19 protein-coding genes and 1 pseudogene are annotated in these 24,113 nt (G+C 71.1%); 15 read left to right on the top strand and 5 right to left on the bottom strand.

Annotated features, from left to right (window positions below):
• Nucleotides 1-188 precede the first annotated feature (188 nt).
• The 6 genes from V5P93_RS30520 (at nucleotide 189) to V5P93_RS30495 (ending at nucleotide 4,163) form a co-directional block, all read left to right on the top strand.
• Complete coding sequence (locus V5P93_RS30520) at nucleotides 189-596, top strand: SAV_6107 family HEPN domain-containing protein (RefSeq protein WP_104482093.1); 408 nt, start codon at nucleotides 189-191, stop codon at nucleotides 594-596.
• A complete protein-coding gene (locus V5P93_RS30515; RefSeq protein WP_245931627.1) occupies nucleotides 593-1,366 on the top strand; it encodes a maleylpyruvate isomerase family mycothiol-dependent enzyme in 774 nt (257 codons plus the stop codon). Before V5P93_RS30520 ends, V5P93_RS30515 begins: the two co-directional genes overlap by 4 nt.
• Nucleotides 1,367-1,441: 75 nt before the next feature.
• On the top strand, nucleotides 1,442-2,149 hold the full coding sequence (locus V5P93_RS30510; protein ID WP_104482092.1) for a VOC family protein: 708 nt from the start codon (nucleotides 1,442-1,444) through the stop codon (nucleotides 2,147-2,149).
• A 111-nt stretch (nucleotides 2,150-2,260) separates the two neighbouring features.
• A complete protein-coding gene (locus tag V5P93_RS30505) occupies nucleotides 2,261-2,767 on the top strand; it encodes a SigE family RNA polymerase sigma factor (RefSeq protein ID WP_104482091.1) in 507 nt (168 codons plus the stop codon).
• A complete protein-coding gene (locus V5P93_RS30500; RefSeq protein WP_104482090.1) occupies nucleotides 2,764-3,351 on the top strand; it encodes a hypothetical protein in 588 nt (195 codons plus the stop codon). Before V5P93_RS30505 ends, V5P93_RS30500 begins: the two co-directional genes overlap by 4 nt.
• A gap of 80 nt (nucleotides 3,352-3,431) precedes the next feature.
• Nucleotides 3,432-4,163, top strand: a complete 732-nt coding sequence (locus V5P93_RS30495) for a VOC family protein (RefSeq protein WP_104482089.1) — start codon at nucleotides 3,432-3,434, stop codon at nucleotides 4,161-4,163.
• A gap of 64 nt (nucleotides 4,164-4,227) precedes the next feature.
• Here V5P93_RS30495 and V5P93_RS30490 read toward each other — a convergent pair whose 3' ends face one another.
• A complete protein-coding gene (locus V5P93_RS30490) occupies nucleotides 4,228-8,880 on the bottom strand; it encodes an ATP-dependent helicase (RefSeq protein ID WP_104482088.1) in 4,653 nt (1,550 codons plus the stop codon).
• A gap of 291 nt (nucleotides 8,881-9,171) precedes the next feature.
• Between V5P93_RS30490 and V5P93_RS30485 the strand changes: the two genes are divergently transcribed.
• From V5P93_RS30485 to V5P93_RS30445, 9 genes and pseudogenes are all read left to right on the top strand, one after another.
• Entirely contained in the window at nucleotides 9,172-11,124 is a 1,953-nt protein-coding gene (locus tag V5P93_RS30485) for an Hsp70 family protein (RefSeq protein ID WP_104482087.1), read from the top strand.
• A gap of 39 nt (nucleotides 11,125-11,163) precedes the next feature.
• The gene (locus tag V5P93_RS30480) at nucleotides 11,164-12,957 is read left to right on the top strand and encodes an Hsp70 family protein (protein ID WP_104482086.1); all 1,794 of its coding nucleotides are present in this window, start codon (nucleotides 11,164-11,166) and stop codon (nucleotides 12,955-12,957) included.
• A 135-nt stretch (nucleotides 12,958-13,092) separates the two neighbouring features.
• On the top strand, nucleotides 13,093-13,287 hold the full coding sequence (locus V5P93_RS30475) for a DUF3046 domain-containing protein (RefSeq protein WP_104482176.1): 195 nt from the start codon (nucleotides 13,093-13,095) through the stop codon (nucleotides 13,285-13,287).
• Nucleotides 13,288-13,452: 165 nt separating this feature from the next.
• Nucleotides 13,453-14,493, top strand: a complete 1,041-nt coding sequence (gene recA, locus V5P93_RS30470; protein ID WP_104482085.1) for a recombinase RecA — start codon at nucleotides 13,453-13,455, stop codon at nucleotides 14,491-14,493.
• A 983-nt stretch (nucleotides 14,494-15,476) separates the two neighbouring features.
• A pseudogene (locus V5P93_RS30465) lies at nucleotides 15,477-15,941 on the top strand (regulatory protein RecX); the annotation flags it as partial.
• Between the two features lie 400 nt (nucleotides 15,942-16,341).
• Complete coding sequence (locus V5P93_RS30460; protein ID WP_104482083.1) at nucleotides 16,342-16,623, top strand: hypothetical protein; 282 nt, start codon at nucleotides 16,342-16,344, stop codon at nucleotides 16,621-16,623.
• A 19-nt stretch (nucleotides 16,624-16,642) separates the two neighbouring features.
• A complete protein-coding gene (locus tag V5P93_RS30455) occupies nucleotides 16,643-17,425 on the top strand; it encodes a hypothetical protein (protein ID WP_104482082.1) in 783 nt (260 codons plus the stop codon).
• Between the two features lie 32 nt (nucleotides 17,426-17,457).
• Nucleotides 17,458-19,368 (top strand): fumarate reductase/succinate dehydrogenase flavoprotein subunit, encoded by a 1,911-nt coding sequence (locus V5P93_RS30450; protein ID WP_104482081.1) that lies wholly within the window; start codon nucleotides 17,458-17,460, stop codon nucleotides 19,366-19,368.
• A gap of 1 nt (nucleotide 19,369) precedes the next feature.
• Nucleotides 19,370-20,128 (top strand): succinate dehydrogenase/fumarate reductase iron-sulfur subunit, encoded by a 759-nt coding sequence (locus V5P93_RS30445; protein WP_104482080.1) that lies wholly within the window; start codon nucleotides 19,370-19,372, stop codon nucleotides 20,126-20,128.
• A gap of 78 nt (nucleotides 20,129-20,206) precedes the next feature.
• On the opposite strand, the gene V5P93_RS30440 is transcribed toward V5P93_RS30445, so the two are convergent.
• The 4 genes from V5P93_RS30440 to V5P93_RS30425 form a co-directional block, all read right to left on the bottom strand.
• Nucleotides 20,207-20,959, bottom strand: coding sequence for a transposase family protein (locus tag V5P93_RS30440; RefSeq protein WP_374065111.1), 753 nt, complete (start codon nucleotides 20,957-20,959; stop codon nucleotides 20,207-20,209).
• A gap of 974 nt (nucleotides 20,960-21,933) precedes the next feature.
• Nucleotides 21,934-22,317: a helix-turn-helix domain-containing protein gene (locus V5P93_RS30435; protein WP_181043928.1), complete on the bottom strand. Its 384-nt coding sequence runs from the start codon at nucleotides 22,315-22,317 to the stop codon at nucleotides 21,934-21,936.
• 246 nt (nucleotides 22,318-22,563) lie between these two features.
• Nucleotides 22,564-23,430: an amino acid ABC transporter permease gene (locus V5P93_RS30430; RefSeq protein ID WP_104483287.1), complete on the bottom strand. Its 867-nt coding sequence runs from the start codon at nucleotides 23,428-23,430 to the stop codon at nucleotides 22,564-22,566.
• Nucleotides 23,427-24,074 carry an amino acid ABC transporter permease gene (locus V5P93_RS30425; protein ID WP_104483286.1) on the bottom strand — a complete coding sequence of 216 codons (648 nt, stop codon included), beginning with the start codon at nucleotides 24,072-24,074 and terminating at the stop codon, nucleotides 23,427-23,429. The genes V5P93_RS30430 and V5P93_RS30425 overlap by 4 nt, the downstream gene beginning before the upstream one ends.
• Nucleotides 24,075-24,113: the final 39 nt, after the last annotated feature.

Here is a 24,113-nt window from a genome sequence, read left to right as displayed (position 1 = left end):
TGGGCGGACAGGTCACACCGCCGAGCGCTTGAACCCCCGCTCACCACGGGTTACGCTGGCGGTGTTCGAACATGAGTTCGAATCTGCCCGGTGGTGGGGCGGGGGAAGCGCCTCACCACCGGGCGAACGCCGGCTCCCCTCGGCGCGCTGTCGTCCGCCCGTGACGTCCCGAACGCGAGGAGGCCCCGATGACCAGCACGCTGGACTTCCCCGTCCAGGCACCGCCCGCCGCGGCGGTGTCCCTGCTGCGGCAGGCCGAGCGGGGGTTCGCCGCCATCGAGGTCGACGCCGCCCCGGCGGCCCGGTTCACCGAGTCCTACCTGTGCGCGCTGCGCGCGGCGGCCGCCATGCTGGCGCTGCGCGGCAGGCCGCACCGGGGGCGCGCGAAGCCGACCAGCGTGTGGACGCTGATGTCGTCGGTGGCGCCGGAGATGCGCGAGTGGGCGGCGTTCTTCGCCTCCTGCTCGGCCACCCGCGCCGCCGTCCAGGCGGGGATCACCAGCCGCGTCGGCCCGCGCGCCGCCGACGACCTGCACCGCCAGACCGCCGAGTTCCTCGACCTCGTGCACCGCGCGGTGCACGGCAGCAGGCGGTGACCGCGCTGACACCGCTGATCGACCCGGACCGACTGCTCGACGTGCTGGAGGCGGAGACTGCGCTGATCGCGACCACGGCCGAGAACACCGACCACGACCAACCGGTCCCCGGCTGCCCGGGGCTCACGGTCGGCGAGACCGCCCGCCACGTGGGCAGCGTCTACCGCATGGTCGTCACCTGGATCCGCACCGGCGAGCGCCCCACCCGCTGGCAGCGCCAGCCGCTCGACGGCGAACCGGTCGAGCACTACCTGCGCGACGGCCTGCGGTCGCTGCTGGGGGAGTTGGCCGCGCACGGCCCCGACGCGCCGTGCCCCACCTGGCACCCGCACGACCAGACGTACTGCTTCTGGCGCAGGCGCATGGCCCACGAGGCCACCGTGCACCGCGTGGACGTGCAGTCGGCCGTCGGCGGCCCGATCACCGAGATCGGCGACGACGTCGCGGTGGACGGCGTGGACGAGGCGCTGACCCTGTGGTTCACCCACCGGCTGGCCGCCCTCGGCGTCTCCGGCACCCGGCAGGCCACGGTCGCCGTGCGCGCCGCGGGCCACACCTGGCTGGCGGAGGTCAGCACCGAGCGCACCGTCGCCACCCCGGCGTCGCCGCTGGTCGCGCCCACGGCGTCGGCCACCATCACGGCCGCGCCCCGGGACCTCTACCTGTGGCTGTGGGGCCGCAGCCCGGTCTTCGGCGACCGCATCGACCGCAGCGGCGACCTCGACGCGCTGACCCAGCTGTGGGCGCTGCTGCGGCTGGCCACCCGCTGAACCTTCTGTCCGGTTTCGGCCGGTGGGAAAACCACGGTCGCGGGAGCCCCGGCGAAGGGGACTACCGTGTCGGATATGTCCACCCGGTTGGCGAGCCTCGTCATCGACGCAAGCGACCCGGCGGCCTCCGCCCAGTTCTGGTACATCATGCTGGGCGGCACGGCCACGGCCTGCCGCGACGGCAGCTACCACCTGGTGGCCCCCGACCTGGGCGGTTGCGGTGTCGACCTGCTGTTCACGCCCGCGGTCCTGCCCAAGGCGGCCAAGAACCGCGTGCACCTCGACCTGGCCACCGAGAGCCCGCACGAGTACCAGGTCCTCACCTCGCTGGCGGCGGACGTCGGCGCGCGCGAGGTGAACGTCGGCCAGGGCCCGGGCGTCCCGTGGACGGTGTTCCGCGACCCCGAGGGCAACGAGTTCTGCATCCTCGAGCCGAACGACATCTACCAGCGCACGGGTCCCCTCGCCGCCATCGTCGTGGACGCCGCCGACCCGACCGCCCTGGCCGCCTTCTGGTCCGCCGCCACCGGCTGGCCCCTGCTGCACCGGGACGAGAACTCGGCGGCCCTGCGCGCCACCGAGGACGGCGGCCCGTGGCTCGAGTTCCTGCGCGTCCCCGAGACCAAGCGCGCCCCGAACCGGGTCCGCTTCGACCTCGCCGCCACCTCCCTGGACGGCGACGCCGCCCACCTCGTCGACCTGGGCGCCACCCGCACCGAACTCGCCCTCGCCGACCCGGAGGGCAACGAGTTCCGCCTCCTGCCCGCCCGCGTCCGCACCTGACCGCCCGGCTGGTCCGGCCAGGCGACCGGTTCGAGACCGAGTCGTTGCCGGGCGGGCGCAGCGGACGGGTGGGGTCACCTCGTCGTAGGGGGAGCGGCGAAAGGGTGGTGGATGACCTTCGACGAGTACGTCCGGGACCGGGGACAGGCGCTGCTGCGGTTCGCCTACCTGCTCACCGGGGACCGTCACCTGGCCGAGGACCTGGTGCAGACCGCGCTGCTGAAGGCCCACGGGCGGTGGCGGTGGGTGCGCGCCGCCGACCGGCCGGACGCCTACCTGCGACGCATCCTGGTCAACGCGCACCTGGACTGGCGGCGTCGGCGGTCCAGCACGGAGTTGCCGGTGGAGCCGGGGGACAGCTGGTTCGGGGCGGCGAGCGCCGCCGACCACGCCGAGGGGGTGGCCGAGCGGGCGCGGACCTGGGGCGCGCTGGCGACCCTGCCGCCCCGGCAGCGGGCGGTGCTGGTGCTCCGCTTCTACGAGGACTGCGACGACCGCGCCATCGCCGAGCTGCTGGGGTGCGCGGAGAGCACCGTGCGCTCCCAGGCGTCGCGGGCGTTGGCGGCGCTGCGGTCGTCGTGGACGGTCGGGGACGAGGAGAAGGAGCCGAGCCCGTGAGCGACACCGAACGGCGGCTGCGGGAGACCCTGGCCGAGGGCGCCACCCACGCGCCCGACGCGGCGGGGCTGCTCGCCGACGTCCACCACCTCGTCCGCCGCAGGCGCACCCGCCGGGTCCTGGTCGCGGCGGCCGTCGTCGTGCTCGGCGGGGGCGGTGTCCTGCTGGCGCGGGCCACGGGCTTCCAGGCGTCCGAGAGCGGTACGGTCGCGGCCGCGGGCTCACCCGCACCCGCCAAGTCGCTGGTCGGCTCGTGGCGACCGGTCTCGCACGCGGCAGCGGACTCCGCCGGGAAGACCGCGCACCAGTCGGTGCCATCCCGCCCCGGCCTCGCGGTCGAATTCACCCCCGACGGCCGCTGGTACACCACCGACGACCCCTGCTCGCCCACATCGGGCACCTACGTGACCTCCCCCGGCGACGCCTTCACCGCCACCGGCATCGACGGCGCGTCGCCCCCCGGATGCGGCCCCGACGTCGGGGCGGCCGTGACCACCGCGACCACCTACACCGTCACGGGAGACGTCCTGACCCTCTTCGACTCGAACCACCGCGTGCTCGCCGTCTACCGCCGGAACCCGTGACACACCAGCGATCCCACGACCGCGGAAGCGTTGCGCGGGTTCGTCACGTCCGGAGCCGCGCCCTGCACTAGCGTGGGCGCATGGCGTCGCGATTGGTCAGTGTCGGGTGGGACGCGGGGGACATGGCCGGGCTGGCCCGGTTCTGGGCGGACCTGCTCGGCTGGGAGATCACCCTCGCCAACGAGGAAGAGGTGGACCTCGTCGCCCCCGACCAGGACGGCGCGGGACTGGGCCTCACCTTCGTGCCCGTGCCCGACCGGAAGACGACCCGCAACCGGGTGCACCTGGACCTGTCCAGCTCCTCCCTGCCGGACCAGGACGCGGTGGTGGCCCGGGCCGAGCTGCTGGGCGCGACCCGGGCCGACATCGGGCAGGGCGACGTGCCCTGGGTGGTGCTGCGGGACCCCGAGGGCAACGAGTTCTGCGTCCTCGAACCCCGCCCCGAGTACGCCGACACCGGCCGCGTCGCCGCGATCGTGGTCGACGCCGCCGATCCCGGCGCCCAGGCCAACTTCTGGGCCGCGGCCACCAACTGGAGCATCGTCCGCGACGAACCCGCCTTCGCCACCCTGCGCGCCCTGCCGGGCCACGGCCCGTGGCTGGAGTTCTTGCGCGGCGAGACGCCGCACACCGCGAAGAACCGCCTCCACCTCGAGGTCGCGGGTGAACCGGGCGATGAGCAGACCGAGATCGTCCAGGCCCTGTGCGCCCTCGGCGCCACCCCCGCCGACATCGGCCAGGGCCCCGACGTCACCTGGCACGTCCTCCGCGATCCCGAGGCCAACGAGTTCTGCGTCCTGTCCTCCCGCTGACCGCACCGGTCACGAACGTCGGCGCGCCGGGGCGCGGGAGTCCTTGTGCTCCTCGCGATTCCGGTCATGACCGCAGCCGCAAGCCCTGGGGCGTGGCCTGGAAACCCGCGTCGCGGAGGATGCCGGACAGGGTGGAGGTCAGCGCCACCTCGCCGTCGGCCTTGCGGACCGACAGGGAGCCCAGCCAGCCATCCTGGACGGCGCGGACCAATCCCCGGGCCGCGGCGCGGAGCGCGGGCTCGTCGTCGGTGAAGGACAGCAGGGTTCGGCCGCCGCGTTCGACGTAGAGGGCGGGGACACCGTCCACCAACGCCACCAGCGCGCCCGCCTTCCGGCCCGGCCGGTGCTTGCCCTCGCCGACCGGATCCGGCCAGTCCAGCGCGGCGCCGTAGGGCTGCGCCGGGTCGGCCGCCGCGAGGATCACGGCGGTGTCCACCCGCTCCCGTGGTGCCGGTCCGCCGCGCAGCAACGCGGCCGGGGTGGGCCAGCCCGGAGCCACCACGGACGGGTCAAGGCGCGGCTCTTCAGGTAGAGAGTCCTGTTTGGACACGGCGCGAAGCCGGTCCACGGCACCACGAGCCGCGAACTGCGAAGCCCCCAACCCCTCCACCACGTACCCGCGGATGATCTGGCCGGACTCCTCCATCGCCCGCAACACCTTGTAGATACCGCTGAACCCACCCGTCACCCGCTCGGTGTCGAGCGCGCCACGGGTCAACACGCCGTGCCGCTCCAGGAACGCCTCCGCGCGCGCGTGCGCCCGCCGCGTCGGGTCGAGTTCACGCGGCACCACCAGCGACCACCGCCCACCGACCGTCGGCGGCCCACTACGGCTCGGCATCGCGGGGCGGGCCGTCCGCAGCCGCGCGTACCGGCCGCGCGGCGCCGACCGCCGCGGCTTGTGCGCGGCTCCCTTGCCCACCACCAACGCCCGCAACGGCGCGATGGTGTCGTTCGTGACCAGCCCGCCCCACACCAGGTCCCACAACGCGGTCACCACGTCCTGGTCGCCGGGCGCCTCCGCGCCCCCGTCGAGCAGTTGCGCCCCCACCCGGTCCGCGACCTGGCGGAAGAACAACGCCCCACCGTCGAGCGCGGACAGCACGGCGGTGTGCAGGGGCGTGTCCGGCACCGCCTCCTCCACCTCGGGCAGCAGCAGGTCGGCCACGTCCGTCGGCGCGAACGCCACCCACCCGTCCCCGCCCGCCAGCGACCCGGACCCGCACCAGGTGACCTCACCCGCCGCCGTCAGCTCGTCGAGCAGCGCGGGCGCGTACCCCGGCAGCCGCGCGGGCAGCACCAGCGACTCCACCGCGCTCGCGGGCAGCGGCGCGCCCGCCAACTGCTCCACCACCGTCAGCACGTCGTCGGCCGTCGGCGCCGACCGCGACCGCCGCCCGATCCCGTGCCAGCTCGGCAGGAACCGCCCCAGCGCGGCGGGTTCCACCGGCTCCACCTCGGCCCGCAGCCGGGCCAGCGACGTGCGCCGCAGCCGCCGCAGCACCTCCGCGTCGCAGTACTCCGTGTGGGTCCCGCCCGGCCGCAACTCCCCGCGCACCAACCGACCCGCGCCCGCCAGCCGTTCCAGCACACCCGTGACCACCGAGACGCCGAGCCCGAACCGCTCCGCCGCCTCGGCCGCCGGGAACGGCCCGTGCGTGCGGGCGTAGCGGGCCAGCAGGTCGCCGACCGGGTCGGCCACCGGCTCGGTGAACGCCTCCGGCACCCCCACCGGCAGCGCGGTGCCCAACGCGTCGCGCACCCGGCCCGCGTCCTCGATGGCGATGAACCGCTCCTCGCCCGCGATCCGCACCCGCAGCACCCGGCGCGTGGTTTCCAGCTCCGCCAACCACTCCGGCCGCACCCCGCGCTCGGCGGCCTCCGCCACCGACAGGTCTCCCAAGAACCGCAACAGGTCGGCGGCGTCCTCGGCGTGCCGGGCGTGCCGCTGCGGGTCCAGCCGCTGCAGCGACCGCTCCACCTCGGCCAGCACCTCGGGGTCGAGCAGCTCCCGGATCGCCTCCGAGCCCAGCAGCTCGGCCAGCAGCGCGCTGTCCAGCGACAGCGCCGCCGCCCGCCGCTCGGCCAGCGGCACGTCCGTGCCGTACAGGAACATCCCGACGTACCCGAACAGCAGGCTGCGCGCGAACGGCGACGCCGACGGCGTCTCCACCTCCACCACCCGCACCCGCCGGGCCCGCACGTCCGACATCAGCTCGCGCAGCCCCGCCACGTCGTAGACGTCCTGCAGGCACTCGCGCATCGCCTCCAGCACCACCGGGAACCGCTCGTACTTCGCCGCCACCGACAGCAACTGCGCCGACCGCTGCCGCTGCTGCCACAACGGGGTCCGGCGCCGGGGATCGCGCCGGGGCAGCAGCAGCGACCGGGCCGCGCACTCGCGGAACCGGGACGCGAACAGCGCCGAGCCACCCACCTCGGCCACCACGACCTGCTCGACCTCGTCCGGGTCCAGCAGCACGTCCTCGATCCCGGCCACCACCTCCTGACCGGCGTCGTCGACCGCGTCCGGCAACCGCACCACGATCCCGTCGTCCGCGTGCGCGATCTGCGCGTCCACCCCGCGCCGCTCCCGCAGCCGCGCCCCGATGGCCAGCGCCCACGGCGCGTTGACCTGCGCCCCGAACGGCGAGTGCACCACCAGCCGCCAGTCGCCCAGCTCGTCGCGGAACCGCTCCACCAGCACGGTCCGGTCGTCCGGCACGTGCCGGGTGGACTCGCGCTGCTCACCCAGGTACGCCAAGAGGTTGTCGACGGCCCACTCGTCCAACCCGGCCGCCGCCGCCCGCGACCGCGCCGCCGGTTCGTCCGAAGCGGACAGTTCACGCAGGAACGCGCCCAGCGCCCGACCCAGCTCCAGCGGCCTGCCGGGGGCGTCGCCCTTCCAGAACGGCATCCGCGCGGGCTCCCCCGGCGCAGGGGTGACGATCACGCGGTCGTGGGTGATGTCCTGGACCCGCCACGACGACGTGCCGAGCAGGAACGTGTCGCCCACCCGCGACTCGTAGACCATCTCCTCGTCCAGCTCGCCCACCCGCGACCCCGCGCCGCGCTCGTCCGCCGGGGTCATCACGGTGAACAGCCCGCGGTCCGGGATGGTGCCGCCGGAGGTGACCGCCAACCGCTGCGCCCCAGGCCTGCCGCGCAGCTCGCCGGTGATCCGGTCCCAGGTGATCCGCGGCCGCAGCTCGCCGAACTCCTCGCTCGGGTACCGGCCCGCCAGCATGTCCAGCACCGAGTGCAGCGCCGAGTCCGGCAGCGCCGCGTACGGCGCCGCCCGGCGCACCAGCGCGGCCAGCCCGTCCACCGTCCACGGCTCCAGCGCCACCATCGCCACCACGTGCTGGGCCAGCACGTCCAGCGGGTTGCGCGGGTAGCGCACCGCCTCGATCGCGCCCTGCGCCATCCGCTCCGCCACCACCGCGCACGACACCAGGTCGCCGCGGAACTTCGGGAACATCACCCCCTGCGAGACCGCGCCCACCTGGTGCCCGGCCCGGCCCACCCGCTGCAACCCCGAGGCCACCGTGGGCGGCGCCTCCACCTGCACCACCAGGTCGACCGCGCCCATGTCGATGCCCAGCTCCAGCGACGAGGTGGCCACCACGCACGGCAGCCGCCCCGACTTGAGGTCCTCCTCCACCAGCGTGCGCTGCTCGCGCGACATCGACCCGTGGTGCGCCCTGGCCACCACCGACTCGACCATCGTGGTCAGCCCGGACTGCCCGATCGCCTGGGCCGGGAACCGGGTGGGCACCTCGCTCTCCTCGGCCGCCAGCTCGTTGAGCCGGGCCGTCAGCCGCTCGGCCAGCCGCCGCGAGTTGGCGAAGACGATGGTCGACCGGTGCGCGCGCACCAGCTCCAACACCCGCTGCTCCACCTTGGGCCAGATGGAGGCCTGCGCGGGCGGCTCCGGCGAGTCCGGGTCGACCGGCGCGGCCGGACCCTCGCTCAGGGTCGCCATGTCGGCCACCGGGACCTCCACCCGGATCAGCACCGTCTTGCCGATCTCCGGCTGAACGAGAGTGACCGGTCGCCCGCCACCGAGGTAGCCGCTCACCTCCTCCACCGGCCGCACCGTCGCGGACAGACCGATGCGCTGCGCGGGCCGCTCCAGCAGCGCGTCCAACCGCTCCAGCGACAGCGCCAGGTGCGACCCGCGCTTGGCGCCCGCCACCGCGTGCACCTCGTCCACGATCACCGTGCGCACCCCGCGCAGCGACTCCCGGGCCGCCGAGGTGAGCAGCAGGAACAGCGACTCCGGCGTGGTGACCAGCACGTCCGGCGGTGTCCTGGCGAACGACCGCCGCTCCTCCGCCGGGGTGTCGCCGGTGCGCGTGCCGACGGTGATGTCCGGCTCGGACACCCCCAGCCGGTGCGCCGCCTGCCGGATCCCGGCCAGCGGCGCGCGCAGGTTCCGCTGGACGTCCACGGCCAACGCCTTCAACGGGGACACGTACAGCACCCGGCACCGCCGTTTGGCGTCCTCCGGGACGCCTTCCGCGGCCAACCGGTCCAACGCCCACAGGAACGCCGCCAGCGTCTTGCCGGAGCCCGTCGGCGCCACCACGAGCGCGTGCTCGCCCGCCGCCGCCGCGCGCCAGGCACCGGCCTGGGCCGCGGTGGGCGCGGCGAAGGCCCCGCTGAACCACTGCCTGGTCGGGGCCGTGAAGAGGTCGAGCACGTCATCGGTCACGACCCCATGGTTACCCCTGGTGTCCGACACTTCCACGCCACCGCCGTTCCGGTGGACGAATCCGGTGTATGTGGACAACTCGCGATCATCGCGGGGAGTGTCCACCCGGGACCTCACGGTGTTCGCCCTGGGACCGTGGTCCACTCCTGGGTACGGTGGGGCACCCGGTTCGGCGGTTCGGCGGGGCGGCCGATCTGGGAGACCGGACCCACAGGGCGTATCGCGCATGGGAGCATCTGCGACGACACCCTGGGGGAAGCAGGGTCGGGGTTGTTGTTTGAGGGGAGAGCAGTGAACGTCCTGTCGGTCGATCTCGGCACGTCGAACACCGTCGCCGTGTTGTCCGCGCACGGCCGCCCACCCCGGGTGGTCGACGTCGACGGCGCGTCGATGATGCCCTCGGCCGTGTTCGCGGGCGAGGACGGCGGCCTGGTCGTCGGCCGCGACGCCGAGCGCCGCGCCCGCCTCGACCCCTCCCGCTTCGAGCCCAACCCCAAGCGCCGCGTCGACGAGGGCACGCTGCTGCTCGGCGACGCCGTGGTGCCGGTCACCGACGCGCTCGCCGGGGTGCTGCGGCGCGTCGTCGACGAGACCTCCCGCCAGCTCGGCAACAAGAAACCCGACGAGGTCCGGCTGACCCACCCCGCGCAGTGGGGCCCCGTGCGGCGCAACGTGCTGCTGTCCGCGGCCCGGCAGGCGGGTATGGGCTCCAACCTGGTCCTGGTGCCCGAACCGGTCGCCGCCGCCGCGCACTTCGCCTCGTTCCCCGGGCAGACCCTGGCCCCCGGCCAGGCGCTGGCCGTCTACGACCTGGGCGCGGGCACCTTCGACGTGGCGATCGTGAGCGCCACGCAGAACGGCTTCGTCGTCTTGGCCGAGGCGGGTCTGCCCGACCTCGGTGGTCTTGACGTCGACCAAGCCCTCTTAGAGCACGTCGGTCGTCAGATCTCCCACCGCGACCCCGCCGGTTGGCAACGCCTCTTACGTCCGGAGTCCACCGGCGACCGCCGCGCCCAGCGCGCGTTGCGCGAGGACGTGAAGGCGTCCAAGGAAGCCCTCTCCCGGCACCCCCAGACCGAGGTCCCCCTCCCCGAGCCCTTCGACGACGTGCTCGTCACGCGCGTCGAGCTGGAGGCGCTCATCCGCCCCGGCATGCTCCGCAGCGTCGAACTCCTCGCGGGCACCATCCGCGCGACCGGCCTCTCCCCGGACCGCCTCGCGGGCATCTACCTGGTCGGCGGCTCCAGCCGCATCCCGCTGGTGGCGACCCTGATCGCCGAGCAGATGCGGGTCGTGCCCACCAGCCTCGACCAGCCCGAGACCGCCGTCGCCCTCGGCGCGCACCACGTGCCGCAAGAGGGCATCACGATGCGCACGGGCGACATGTCCAACACCATCGACGCGGTCCGGCGCAGCCAGGCCATGGTGCCCCGCAACAGCAGCTTCACCCCGGCGCCGCCGACGCAGAACCCGCCGAGCGCCCCCATCCCGGTGCAGCAGTACCCCGGCACCCACCCGCAGCACGTGGTCGGCCCGCCGTCGCGCCCGGTGCCGGTGCAGACCCCGCCGCAGGTCGCGCAGATCCCCTCGCCGCAGAACCCGCCCTCGATGCCGACGCCGGTGCAGAACCCGCCGTCCGTGCCGACCCCGGTGATCCACCACGTGCCGACCCCCGCGCCCGCCAGGCGCGGCTCGAACCGGCCCTGGTACGTCGCCGCCGCGATCGTGGCCGTAGTGGTCATCGGCGTGGTCAGCACCATCATCGTCATGTCGGGTAAGGGTGGGCTCAAGGCCGATTGCAGCGATCGCACGGTCGACTCCCACGGCTTCACCCCGTGCACGAAGGAACTGGCCGGGCCCATCGCCCAAGAGAACTGCACGACCGGCATGAAGCTCAGCGGCAAGACGCAGTCCACCCCGGGCGCCGACATGGCCACCTGCCAGGTCGATGGCAACTACATCGTCTACGGGCACTTCGCCAGCGCCGATCAGGCCAAGCAGAGCGTCGACGAGGTAATCGGCCAACTCGGCTTCTCCATGTCGGAAACCAAATCCGACGCTTGGAACGGCGGTGGCAAATCGGGCACCTACTACGCGGTGGGGACAGATAGCGGCGCCGCGTTGTTGTTGTTCACCGTGAAGGACGCGCCCGTCGTGGGCATTGTCGCGGACCTGTCCGGCGGTACGCCCGATGGGATGGTGGACTACTTCAAGAAGCACGTGATGCCCACCGGCGACGCGTGACGCGCAGGTCGCGGGTAGTCACTGGGAGGTAGTAACCCCGTGCGGGTGTTGTCCATTGATCTAGGCACGTCCAACACCGTCGCGGTGCTGTCCGCGCATGGTAGGGCGCCGAGGGTCGTCGAGGTCGACGGCGCCACAACGATGCCGTCAGCGGTCTACGCGAGCGAGGACGGCGGCTTGGTCGTCGGCCGTGAGGCCGAGCGCCGGGCGCGGCTGGACCCGGCGCGCTTCGAGCCCAACCCCAAGCGCCGCGTCGACGAGGGCACGCTGCTGCTCGGCGACGTCGTCGTGCCCGTCACCGAGGCGTTGGCGGCGATCCTCGCGCACGTGCTCAAGGAGATCTCCCGCCAGCTCGGCGGTGGTCAGCCGGACGAGGTCCGCTTGACCCACCCCGCGCAGTGGGGGCCGGTGCGGCGCAACGTGCTGCTCGCCGCGGCTCGACAGGTTGGTATCGGTTCGGTCGTGCTGGTGCCCGAGCCGGTCGCCGCAGCGGCGCATTTCACCTCTCTTGGCCACACCCTGCACCCCGGTCAGGCATTGGCGGTCTACGACCTCGGTGCGGGCACCTTCGACGTGGCCGTGGTCGGTGCCAACCCTGGTGGGTTCTCCGTCTTGGCCGAGAACGGTCTGCCAGACCTTGGCGGCGTCGACGTCGACCAAGCGCTGATGGAGCACGTGGGCCGGTCGGTCTCGCACCGCGACCCGCGGGCCTGGCAGCACCTACTACGCCCCGAGAGCACGGCCGACCGCCGGTCCCGCCGAGCGCTCCAAGAAGACGTCAGGGGGGCCAAGGAAGCACTGTCCCGGCACCCGCAGACCGAGGTGCCGATGCCGGTGCCCTTCGACGACGTGCTGGTCACGCGGACCGAGTTGGAAGCTCTTATCCGTCCGAGTCTTCTTCGCAGCGTCGAGCTTCTTAGCGGCACGATCCGCGCGACCGGTCTTACCCCGGACAGGCTCGCCGGTATCTACCTCGTCGGTGGCTCAAGTCGGATCCCCCTGGTCGCGACCCTGCTCGCCGAGCAGCTGAGGGTCGTGCCGGTCAGCCTCGACCAGCCCGAGACGGCCGTCGCGTTGGGCGCGCACCTGGTCAGCTACGACAGCGCCAACCGAGCCGCCCCGGTGGCCCAGCCCTCCCAGCCCAACCCGATACCGCCTCCGCAGCTCAACCCGGTAACGCCGCAGCAGCAGCACATCCCGGCGCCGCCGGTGACGGGGAACTTCCCGAGCACCGCCACCTACACCGGTCCGCTGCAAAGCAACTTCCCGACACCGCGCCGCCCCGAGGCCCACAAGAGCCGCCGCGCGCTGCCGTTCATCGCCGCCGCCGCCGTGGTCCTGGTGCTCGCCGCGGCCACCGGGATCTACCTCATGACCAGCTCGGACAGCCTGCCGAGCGCGGAGTCCTGCCAGACCGAGGGCACCAAGGACGGCACGGGCTTCACCGCCTGCCTGCGCCAGCTCGCGGGCACGATCGCCGACAACAACAAGTGCCAGGCGGGCGGCGAACCCGCCGACGTCACCTGCGCGCTCCAGGGCTCCTACAGCGTCAGCTACGCGCAGCTGAGCTCCCAGGACGAGGTGGAGAGCCTCCTGGAAGCCGAACTCGGCGACATGACAGAGGGCGACCACGTGCGCGCAGACTGGCGCGGCAACGGTCTGGGCGGCTACTTCCGCGCGGGCGTGAGCAGCAGCAGCGGCGTGCTGGTCTTCACCGTGCAAGACCGGCCCTTGGTCGGGTGGATCACCCGTAGTAGGCCGCGCGACGACGACAAGTTCACCCCGGACGCGCTGGCCGACTACTTCGTCGCCAACGTGCTGCCGGGCACCTAGCGCTTGCGGTTGTTGCGCAGCGCGATCAGGCTCACCACCACGGCCGCCACCAGACCGGCGACGACCACGATGTCCAGCAGCAGGCTCTCGGTAGACGTCATAGCCCGATTCTGCCCTGTGCTTAGACTGCTCCCGATGCGTATTACCGCCTTCCGGGCCAGGCTCGCCGAGGAGTTCGGCGACCAGCGCGCCGAGACCATCGCCCATGACCACGTCTTCGCCGCCCTCGGCGGCCGGACCGTCGACCAAGCGCTCGACGCGGGGCTGCCGACCAAGGAGATCTGGCAGGCCGTGTGCGAGGCGTTCGAGGTACCGCCCGAGCGGCGCTGACCGCGCCGGCGGCGTGTCGGTCGCGCGGCTCGAACACGTGTTCGCTACCCTGCCATCCACACAGGCTCCGTTTGTCCACAGACCGGCGGTGCCCGCCGACAATCGTCGGTCCCTGCCCGTAGCGTGCACCTCGTGAGCACGAAACAGACCAAAGGTGGATCGAAGATGGCCGCAGCACCCGACCGGGACAAGGCGCTTGAGCTCGCCCTTGCCCAGATCGACAAGAACTTCGGCAAGGGCTCCGTGATGCGCCTGGGCGAGGAGGGCCGGGCCCCGATCGCGATCATCCCGACCGGCGCCATCGCCCTGGACGTCGCCCTCGGCATCGGCGGTCTCCCGCGCGGCCGCGTGGTCGAGATCTACGGCCCGGAGTCCTCCGGTAAGACCACCGTCGCCCTGCACGCGGTGGCCAACGCCCAGCGCGCGGGCGGCATCGCGGCGTTCATCGACGCCGAGCACGCGCTGGACCCCGAGTACGCCAGGGCCCTCGGCGTCGACACCGACGCGCTGCTGGTCTCCCAGCCGGACACCGGCGAGCAGGCGCTGGAGATCGCGGACATGCTGATCCGCTCCGGTGCGCTGGACATCATCGTGATCGACTCGGTGGCCGCGCTGGTGCCCCGCGCCGAGATCGAGGGCGAGATGGGCGACAACCACGTCGGCCTGCAGGCCCGGCTGATGAGCCAGGCGCTGCGCAAGATGACCGGCGCGATGAACAACTCCGGCACCACCGCGATCTTCATCAACCAGCTGCGCGAGAAGATCGGCGTGATGTTCGGCTCCCCGGAGACCACGACCGGTGGCAAGGCGCTGAAGTTCTACGCCTCGGTCCGCCTCGACGTGCGCCGCATCGAGACCCTCAAGGACGGCGGCGAGCCGGTCGGCAACCGCACCCGGGTCAAGGTCGTGAAGAACAAGGTCGCCCCGCCGTTCAAGCAGGCCGAGTTCGACATCCTCTACGGCAAGGGCGTCAGCCGCGAGGGCTCGCTCATCGACATGGGCGTCGAGCAGGCGATCCTGCGCAAGTCCGGCGCCTGGTACACCTACGAGGGCGACCAGCTGGGCCAGGGCAAGGAGAACGCCCGCAAGTTCCTGCTGGAGAACCCGGACGTGGCCGACGAGATCGAGAAGCGGATCAAGGAGAAGCTGGGCATCGGCGCCAAGCTCGACGCCGACGAGACCGCCCCGGCACCCGTCGAGTTCTGATGCCGGAGCCGGACCCAGCGCCGCGGTGGTGGCACGAGCCCGGGCCGGACGGCGGAACCGGTGGTTCCGCGGTGGACGGTCCGGGCACCTGGTGGGCGGACACCCCGCCCACCGCCCCCACCCCGATCGCCTGGTCCACTCCGGACGACGGTGCGGACGTGGGAACGGGCGAGGACACCGATCCTCGCCCCACCCCTGACAAGTCCGAAAAGGACGATCCGACACCTGCGGCGAGCGCGGCCGTCGAGCGGTCGAACCGGCCGGAACCGACAGCCCAGCAGCAAGACTGGTGGGCTCCCGAGCCCACTCCGACCAAGCACAGCAGCCGTTCGCGCAAGCCAGACCGCAACCCGATCGCGCCGGACGGCACGCACGAAGCCGAGCTACCGGCCGCCGCCCCCGACAGCGGCCGGTCACGGAAGAAGTTCTCGGACAAGACAGCGAACGCCGACGATCCGGTCGCCGCCATCCGCCAGCGCCTCGAATCGTTGGACCGGCGAAGGGAAATTCCCCGGTCCGGTTCCGGGCAGCGTGGTGGTCCGCACGAGTCCGACCTCTCGCCCGCAGGGAGCGGTGCCCCCGAGGCTGAGGCATCGGGGCCTGCCCTCGATGGTGCCGGAGCTCGCTGGAAGTCCTCGGATGAGGCGGTGGCCGATCCGGTGGCCGCCGCTCGGCAACGTCTCGAATCGTTGGAGCGGCGGCGAGAACCGGAGCCTTCCGGCGGGAAGCGGGGCCGTGGGGCGCGTGCGTCCGGCAGCCCCCGGCCCGACACACCTCCGGAGGTCGGGTCGCCGGATGACGACGGCTCAACCGAGACCGGTGCCACCCGGTCGCGACCTGGGCGGCGGGAGTCCACAGGCGATCCGGCGGGTGCCGGGTCCCGTGGAGGGCGTCGCTCCCGGCGGTCGTCGAACGACGATGCCGAGGCCCCGCCCGGGGAGCGGCGGCGGCGCGGGGACGCGGAGCAGGACCCGGCGGCCACGGCCCGGGACGTCTGCTACCGGTTGCTGGCCGCCCGCGACCGCACCCGCCTGGAGCTGGCGCAGGCCCTGCGGCGCAAGGAGATCCCGGACGACGTCGCCGAGACCGTCCTGGACAAGTTCGCCGCCGCCGGTCTGATCGACGACGCCGCCTTCGCCGAGACCTGGGTCCGCTCCCGGCACGCCCACCGCGGTCTCGGCCGCCGCGCCCTGGCCACCGAGCTGCGCCGCAAGGGCGTCGACGCCGAGGTCGTGGCCGAGGCCGTCGCCGCCGTCGACTCGGACGCCGAGGCCGACCGCGCCGCCGCCCTGGTGCGCAAGAAGCTCGGCACCATGCGGAACCTCGACGACCAGGTCAAGATCCGCCGCCTGGTCGCCATGCTCGCCCGGCGCGGCTACGGCGAGGGCATGGCCTACCGGGTCGTCCGCACCGAACTCGACGCCCCCGAAGACGACCCGGACTGCTAACCACCGGGACAGCTGGCGATCACACTCCGTGATCGCCAGCGGTTCGCTGGGGTCTTCCCAAGGGCTTTTCTCGGCCGTCGAGAATGCGTGCTCAACCGTCGTCGGACGACCTTGAGAGCTGACCACAGTGGTCAGTCTCACACCCGATCGTTTCTCCGCACTTCCCTTATCGCGCAACGGTTTCACCAGCACCGACAGTGTCCACCCCTCGGGCTCGTGTGCGCGAAATCACAGCACTTGACCACGGGTTGGCAAGGGTCGATCACCCATCGACGCACCTCATGTGGTACTTGTCACATCTGCCGTCGCAAGGCACAGTCGGCGACGAGCGGTGTTCGGTCCTGGGCGGCGGCTACGCACGGACACGACCCGCGAACGGACCGGAGTACGGAGGTGCGACATGTCGAGTACGGAGATCAGCGAGCTGCGGCGGACCATCGGTCAGCTGCGGCAGTGCGTCGGCGCCCTGCGGGCGCGGTACGGCGACGTCCCCGCCGTGCAGCGGTTGGTGAACGACATCGAGCGCATCGACATCGACGCCGCCGACTTCACGACCACGCCGTCGGCGCCGGTGCCCAGGCGGGCCGAGGACGCCGAGATCGTGGTCATCCCGGACACCCCGTACGACCCCCAGCTCTGGCACGGCGCCGACGACGAGGGAGTCGGCGGCTACCAGCGCTAGCCCGAGAACAGAGGAAGCGATGACGTCAGGCGTAGGCGCCCCCAACCGGGCGAGCATCTCCGCGCGCACCCTGCGGACCGACCGGTGGTGGCTCCCGCCCCTGATGACCAACCTGGGGTTGCTGACCTTCGTGGTCTACGCGACCGTCCGGTCCTTCATGGGCAAGTGGTACTGGGTCGCCGACTACGGCTACCTGACCCCGTTCTACTCGCCCTGCCTGAGCGAGTCCTGCCTGCCGGGATCCAGCCACTTCGGCACTCCGCTACCGGAGCTGCCCGGCTGGATCCCGCTGGGCTTCGTCGCCCTGCCGTTCCTCCTCGGCTTCCGCCTGACCTGCTACTACTACCGCAAGGCGTACTACCGCTCGGTCTGGCAGAGCCCGCCCGCGTGCGCGGTCGCCGAGCCGCACGGGTCCTACTCGGGGGAGACCCGCCTGCCGCTGATCGTGCAGAACGCGCACCGCTACTTCTTCTACGTGGCGCTGCTCGTCTCGGTGATCAATACTTACGACGCCGTCGCGGCCCTCACCCACGGCCTCGGCCTGGGCAACCTGGTCCTGTTCACCAACGTGGTGCTGCTCTGGGCCTACACCCTCTCGTGCCACTCGTGCAGGCACATCGCGGGCGGCAGGCTCAAGCACTTCTCCCGGCACCCCGTGCGCTACCGCGCCTGGACCCTCATCTCCAAGCTGAACGTGCGCCACATGCAACTGGCCTGGACGACGCTGGGCACGCTGGTCCTCACCGACCTCTACGTGATGCTCGTGGCCAGCGAGGCCATCCCCGATTTGCGCTTCTTCTAGAAGCGGTTAGTCAGCTACATCGAGAGGAACACATGACCGAGGTCGAGCGCCACTCCTACGACGTGGTGGTCATCGGTGCGGGGGGCGCCGGGTTGCGGGCGGTGATCGAGGCGCGCCAGCGCGGGTTGCGGGTCGCCGTGGTGTGCAAGTCCCTGTTCGGCAAGGCGCACACCGTGATGGCCGAGGGCGGCTGCGCGGCGTCGATGGGCAACGCCAACTCCAACGACAACTGGCAGGTCCACTTCCGCGACACCATGCGCGGCGGCAAGTTCCTGAACAACTGGCGGATGGCCGAGCTGCACGCCAAGGAGGCCCCGGACCGGGTCTGGGAGCTGGAGACCTACGGCGCCCTGTTCGACCGCACCGCCGACGGCCGCATCAGCCAGCGCAACTTCGGCGGCCACACCTACCCGCGCCTGGCGCACGTCGGCGACCGCACCGGCCTCGAGCTGATCCGCACCATGCAGCAGAAGATCGTGTCGCTGCAGCAGGAGGACTTCCGCGAGTCCGGCGACTACGAGGCCCGGATCAAGGTCTTCGCCGAGTGCACGGTCACCGAGCTGCTCAAGGACGACGGCCGCATCGCGGGCGCGTTCGGCTACTGGCGCGAGTCCGGTCGGTTCATCCTCTTCGAGGCCCCCGCCGTCGTGCTGGCCACCGGCGGCATCGGCAAGTCGTTCAAGGTCACGTCGAACTCCTGGGAGTACACCGGCGACGGGCACGCGCTGGCGCTGCGCGCGGGCGCCACGCTGATCAACATGGAGTTCGTCCAGTTCCACCCCACCGGCATGGTCTGGCCGCCCAGCGTGAAGGGCATCCTGGTCACCGAGGGCGTGCGCGGCGACGGCGGCGTGCTGAAGAACTCCGACGGCGAGCGGTTCATGTTCGGCTACGTCCCGGACGTGTTCAAGGGGCAGTACGCGGACGGCGAGCAGGAGGCCGACCGCTGGTACACCGACCAGGAGAACAACCGCCGCACCCCGGACCTGCTGCCCCGCGACGAGGTGGCGCGCGCGATCAACTCCGAGGTCAAGGCCGGTCGCGGGTCCCCGCACGGCGGCGTGTTCCTGGACATCGCCAGCCGCCTGCCCGCCGAGGAGATCCGGCGCAGGCTGCCGTCGATGTACCACCAGTTCAAGGAACTCGCCGACGTCGACATCACCGCCGAGCCGATGGAGGTCGGCCCGACCTGCCACTACGTGATGGGTGGCGTCGAGGTCGACCCGGACACCGCCGCGGCCACCGTGCCCGGCCTGTTCGCCGCCGGTGAGTGCTCGGGCGGCATGCACGGCTCCAACCGGCTCGGCGGCAACTCGCTGTCGGACCTGCTGGTCTTCGGCCGCCGCGCGGGTCTCGGCGCGGCGTCCTACGTGGAGGGTCTGGCATCCCGGCCCGCGGTTGCACAGTCCGATGTGGACGAAGCGGCCCGGCTGGCGCTGGCCCCGTTCGACCCGCCCGCCAACGGCGTCGAGGAGAACCCGTACACGCTGCAGAACGAGCTGCAGCAGTCGATGAACGACCTGGTCGGCATCATCCGCAAGGCCGGTGAGATCGAGCAGGCGCTGCGGACGCTGCAGGAGATCAAGGCCCGGATCGGCAACGTGACCGTCGAGGGCCACCGGCAGTTCAACCCGGGCTGGCACCTGGCGATCGACCTGCGCAACATGCTGCTGGTCAGCGAGTGCGTGGCCAAGGCGGCGCTCACCCGCACCGAGAGCCGCGGCGGCCACACCCGCGACGACTACCCGATGCTGGACGCCCAGTGGCGCAACACCCTGCTGGTCTGCTCCACCGAGGGCGACGCCACCGTGCCCGACGTCGCGGTCACCCGCCAGGAGCAGGAGCCGCTGCGGCAGGACCTGCTGGAGCTGTTCGAGCTCGCCGAGCTGGAGAAGTACTACACCGACGGTGAGCTGGGCGCGCATCCGGGACGAAGGGACTGAGGTGGCCTACAAGGCGAAGTTCAAGGTCTGGCGCGGCGACGCCGAGTCCGGCGAGCTGCACGACTTCCTGGTCGAGGTGAACGAGGGCGAGGTCGTCCTCGACATCATCCACCGGTTGCAGGCCACCCAGGCCCCGGACCTGGCGGTGCGGTGGAACTGCAAGGCGGGCAAGTGCGGTTCGTGCTCGGCGGAGGTCAACGGCAGGCCCCGGTTGCTGTGCATGACCCGGATGTCCACCTTCACCGAGGACGAGACCGTGACGGTGACGCCGATGCGCACCTTCCCGGTCATCCGCGACCTGGTGACCGACGTGTCGTTCAACTACACCAAGGCCCGCGAGATCCCGTCCTTCACCCCACCCGCCGACCTGGCCCCCGGCGACTACCGCATGCAGCAGGTCGACGTCGAGCGGTCCCAGGAGTTCCGCAAGTGCATCGAGTGCTTCCTCTGCCAGAACACCTGCCACGTCGTCCGTGACCACGAGGACAACAAGGAATCCTTCTCCGGCCCCCGCTTCCTCATGCGGGTCGCGGAGTTGGAGATGCACCCCCTCGACACCGCCGACCGGGTGCCCGCCGCGCAGGAGGCGAACGGCCTGGGCCTGTGCAATATCACCAAGTGCTGCACCGAGGTCTGCCCGGAACACATCAAGATCACCGACAACGCCCTGATCCCCATGAAGGAACGGGTCGCCGACCGCAAGTACGACCCCATTGTCTGGCTGGGCAACAAACTTTTCCGCCGCACCACCAAGAACTAGCGCCGGGCGGGACGAAGCCCGGTGCCGCCAACCAAAGCGGCACCGGGCTTCGCGCATTTTTCGCCTACCCACGGAGGCTTATTCAGCGGCGTAGAAGTAGAGTCCTATAACGGCCGAGATGGTGTCGGCGAAGGTGTTGATGGGTCGCCGGTAGTCGGTGTGGAGAACACGCCAGGTCTTGAGTTGGGCGATGGCGCGTTCGACCACGACACGGATGGAGTTGTGGTGCCGGTTGAACACCTTTTCCCAGTCGGGTTGCTCGCGGTTTCGGGGCTTTCTGATCGGGGTCAGGATGCCGCTGCCGATGTAGCCCTTGTCGCCGAGCCAGGTACCGGGGTCTCGTCCGTCGAGAACGTGTGAGGCTTTCAAGCCGACAATGTCGTTCCGGGACCCCGGCATCGGATCCGACACCCATCTCAGACGTCCGTCCGGAGTGCACACGACCTGGACGGTGAACCCGGTCGTGCGGTGCTTCCCGGAGAACAACTCCGGACGGGAAGCCCAGGACCAGCACGGCAGCAGCGTCCCGTCCACTATATGAGAATTGCGGTCGTCGAGATCATCGGCCGCCGGAACGCACTCCTCGAGCACGCCGGCCAACAGTGGTGTCACCACCGCGATCGCCCGACTGATCGTCGACCGCGACACCTCGAACGCTTCCGCCAACTCCGCTTGAACCCGATTCCGCCGCAAGTACGCCAACGTGACCACTACAGAGCGATACAAGCCCAGAACCGGCGGCCATCGACGAATCGACCCTTCGCTCGCTTCGCGGATCAGAGCACATAATTCCTCGACACGGTCTCGGGTGAGGCCGGTGGTATGATACATGGAGGCGGTCCGTTTTCGAGAACTAGGTGTGGTAACTGAATTCTCTCAAACGGGCCGCCACCTCTTACTTTGGGGTGATCATCGCCAGCCGTGAATAAGCCTCACAGGTTATACACATGCCCCGACTCTGTCCACAGGATTTCCTGCCCCCTTCCCCGCCACCCCAGACCCGATAGGCTGGAGCAGGGCTGTCCCCCCAGAGGAGGGCGGGGGCTGTGCTGGGTCCGGCGGGGTGTTCAAAATAGCCTCTGACCAGCTCGAATGCCTCCTCCGTCGCGCCTTCCGGGCCGCCACGCCTCGCTCATTCGCACCCCGGCCGAACGTGACACGCCCCCGGCAATCGCCCAGCGTCTCGCCTTGATCTACCCCATCAAGCCGAGCCTGTTGGCCCCTGCATGTGCCGACCCATGTCCATCGGGCCAAGCCGTGCATGCCCACTCGCCACAGCCACTCCGCGAACTCTTCCTACCACGCCAAGTCGAGCCCGCCAGCCCTCGACGTCTGCCAACCTGCACCCCCAGCCAATCCATCGCACCCGTCTCAACTGCTCGATGGGTGTGGATTGTCTTTGCGTGTGTGTGGTGGGGGGCAGACCTGCCAAGCTTCCCGGCGGGTGGGCGGGCTTGCCCCTCCCACCGTGTTTGACCAGCAGTTCGTTCAGCTTCTCGACAGGTTCGTACCCAATCCCGGGTCTGTCGAGGGCGACCGTTGAGCTCGCGATCCGGTCCGCAGAACGGTCGTGCGGGACCCGGAACAGCATCACGAACCGCGTCAGCCGCTCCACGAGAGTGAGGATCTGGGATTCGCAGGCGGATCCAAGGATGAGGTCGCCCTCCCAGAAGCCGGGCACGGCACGATCGTCGGCCCCTTTCGGGCGCTTGCCGATGTTGACCACGCCCACGATCGGGTCGCGCCTGGGCCGCTTCGCCGACGGTGACACCCGTTTCGCCCGGCCCGACCGCAGGGCTCGCACATCATGGCCCGCAGCTCGCCTTTCCCTGGACGAACAGAGTCTGGCAGACCGTCTCGTGGGACACGCGCATCTCCGGCTCGGTCGGGGACTCCATCCGTATTCTGGTCGCGATCTGCCGCGGCGACCATCGGCGATCCAAATCCGCCATCACACAACCGAGCAAGCGGCCGAATTGTTCCAGCTTCCGCGGCTTCGGCCGTTTCCGCATCGCCGCAGCACGCTTGCCCGACCTCAACGCTCGATACGCCAATCTCCCACCATTGCGGGCAACCTCACGAGCGACCACCGAATGATGCCGACCCAACACCCGACCGATGAACCGGAACGACCGCCCCACCCATAACTCCCGCGAGATCGTCTCCCGCTCCTCCGAACTCAATATCACCCGACACGCAACCACACGATCTCCGATCACTCACCCACGAAGATCATCCCATGCCCGGCGCATCGCCCCCTTGAGGTCAAGGCCCCGCACAAAGACAATTCACCCCACCGAGCACCAACTCGAAACCGCGCCAAGACCACGAGAGAACACAATCCCGCCGGAACGTTCGAGGCGCACAAGGGCCGAGCGCGAACAGCACAGTGCCCGCCCCGCCGAAGCGGAACGGGCACCGGTTCGCCGAAAAAATCAGACAACAGCCTCCGCCGGGGCGGCCTGGATCTTGCGGTTGCGCCGCTGCCGCTTCTGCAGCCGGTTGGCCAGCAGGGTCAGCAGCAGGCACAGCGTGATGTAAATAGCCCCTACCACGATCGTCGTCGGGATGATCGGCCGGTAGAAGAAGATCTGGCTGTCCAGGTCCCCGAAAGCGTAGATCGAGCCGATGTAGCGCGCGTAGTTCAGCAGTTCCTCGTACGTGATCAGGAACCCGAGCGCCGTGTCCTTGAGCAGCACCACGAGCTGGCTGATGATCGTCGGCAGCATCGTGCGCAGCGCCTGCGGCAGCAGGATCAGGACCATCACCTGGGTCTTGCGCATGCCCAGCGCGTACGCCGCCTCGCTCTGGCCCTTCGGCAGGGCCTGGATGCCCGCGCGGAAGACCTCCGCGAGCACCGAGCCGTTGTACAGCGTCAGGCCCAGCACGACCGCCATGTACGGCGACATCCGCACGCCGAGCGTCGGCAGGCCGTAGTAGAACATGAACATCAGGATGAGCAGCGGGATCGCCCGGAACAGCTCCACCACGAACCCGGCCACGACCCGCACCGGCTTGTGGTCCGAGAGCCTGCCCGCGGCGAACACCGCGCCGAACGCCAGGGCCAGCACCGCGCCGAGGGCGAAGGCCCGCAGGGTGTTGCCGACCGCCGCCGCGAGGTCCTCCTGCACCTGCTTGTACTGGATCCACTCCCACTTGCGCGCTGCGAACTCGCCGCTCTCGGCCAGCCGCCAGACGATGAAGCCGACGAAGGCGGCCACGGCGGCCACGCCGAGGACCGCGTACAGGCGGTGGCGGACCCGCGCCCGGGGGCCGGGGATGTCGAACAGGACGTTGCTCATCGCGCACGGCTCCAGCGCTTCTCGAAGGTCCGCTGCACCAGCGTCAGCACCATGACCAGCAGGATGAACCCGACCGCCACCCAGGCCAGCGTGACCATCTGCGGGTAGCCCTTGTCGGCCAGCACCGCGCGGATCGCGCCCGCCTCGGCCACCGAGAAGCCCGCCGCGATGGTGGTGTTCTTCAGCAGCGCGATCAGCGTGCTCATCATCGGCGGCGCCACCGCGCGCATCGCCTGCGGCAGGATCACCGACCCCAGCGTCTGCCCGAAGTTGAGCCCGAGCGCCCGCGCCGCCTCGGCCTGCCCGACCGGGACCGTGTTGATGCCGGAGCGCACGACCTCGCAGACGAACGCCGAGGTGTACACCGACAGCGCCACCATGGCCCGCACGGCGTAGGACAGGTCGACGATCTTGAGCAGCGGGTAGGCGAAGATGAAGAACAGGAACACCAGGGTCAGCGGCGTGTTCCGCACGACCGTCACGTAGAGCGTGCCGATGCCCCGCAGGATCGGCACGGGGCTGACCCGCAGCATCGCCAGGATGGTGCCGAAGACCAGCGAGGCCGCGGCCGAGACGAGGAACAGCCACACCGTGGTGCGGAACCCCGACAGGAACAGCGGCAGGTTGTCCAGTAGCGCGCCCAATGTGCCCTCACTCCAACTCGTCGACGACCAGACCGGCGG

The organism is Actinokineospora auranticolor, from assembly GCF_041897805.1.
In the GTDB taxonomy this organism is placed as follows: Bacteria; Actinomycetota; Actinomycetes; order Mycobacteriales; family Pseudonocardiaceae; genus Actinokineospora; species Actinokineospora auranticolor.
The sequence above is the reverse complement of the archived record's forward strand: the minus strand, read 5'-3'. Positions and strand labels throughout refer to the sequence as shown.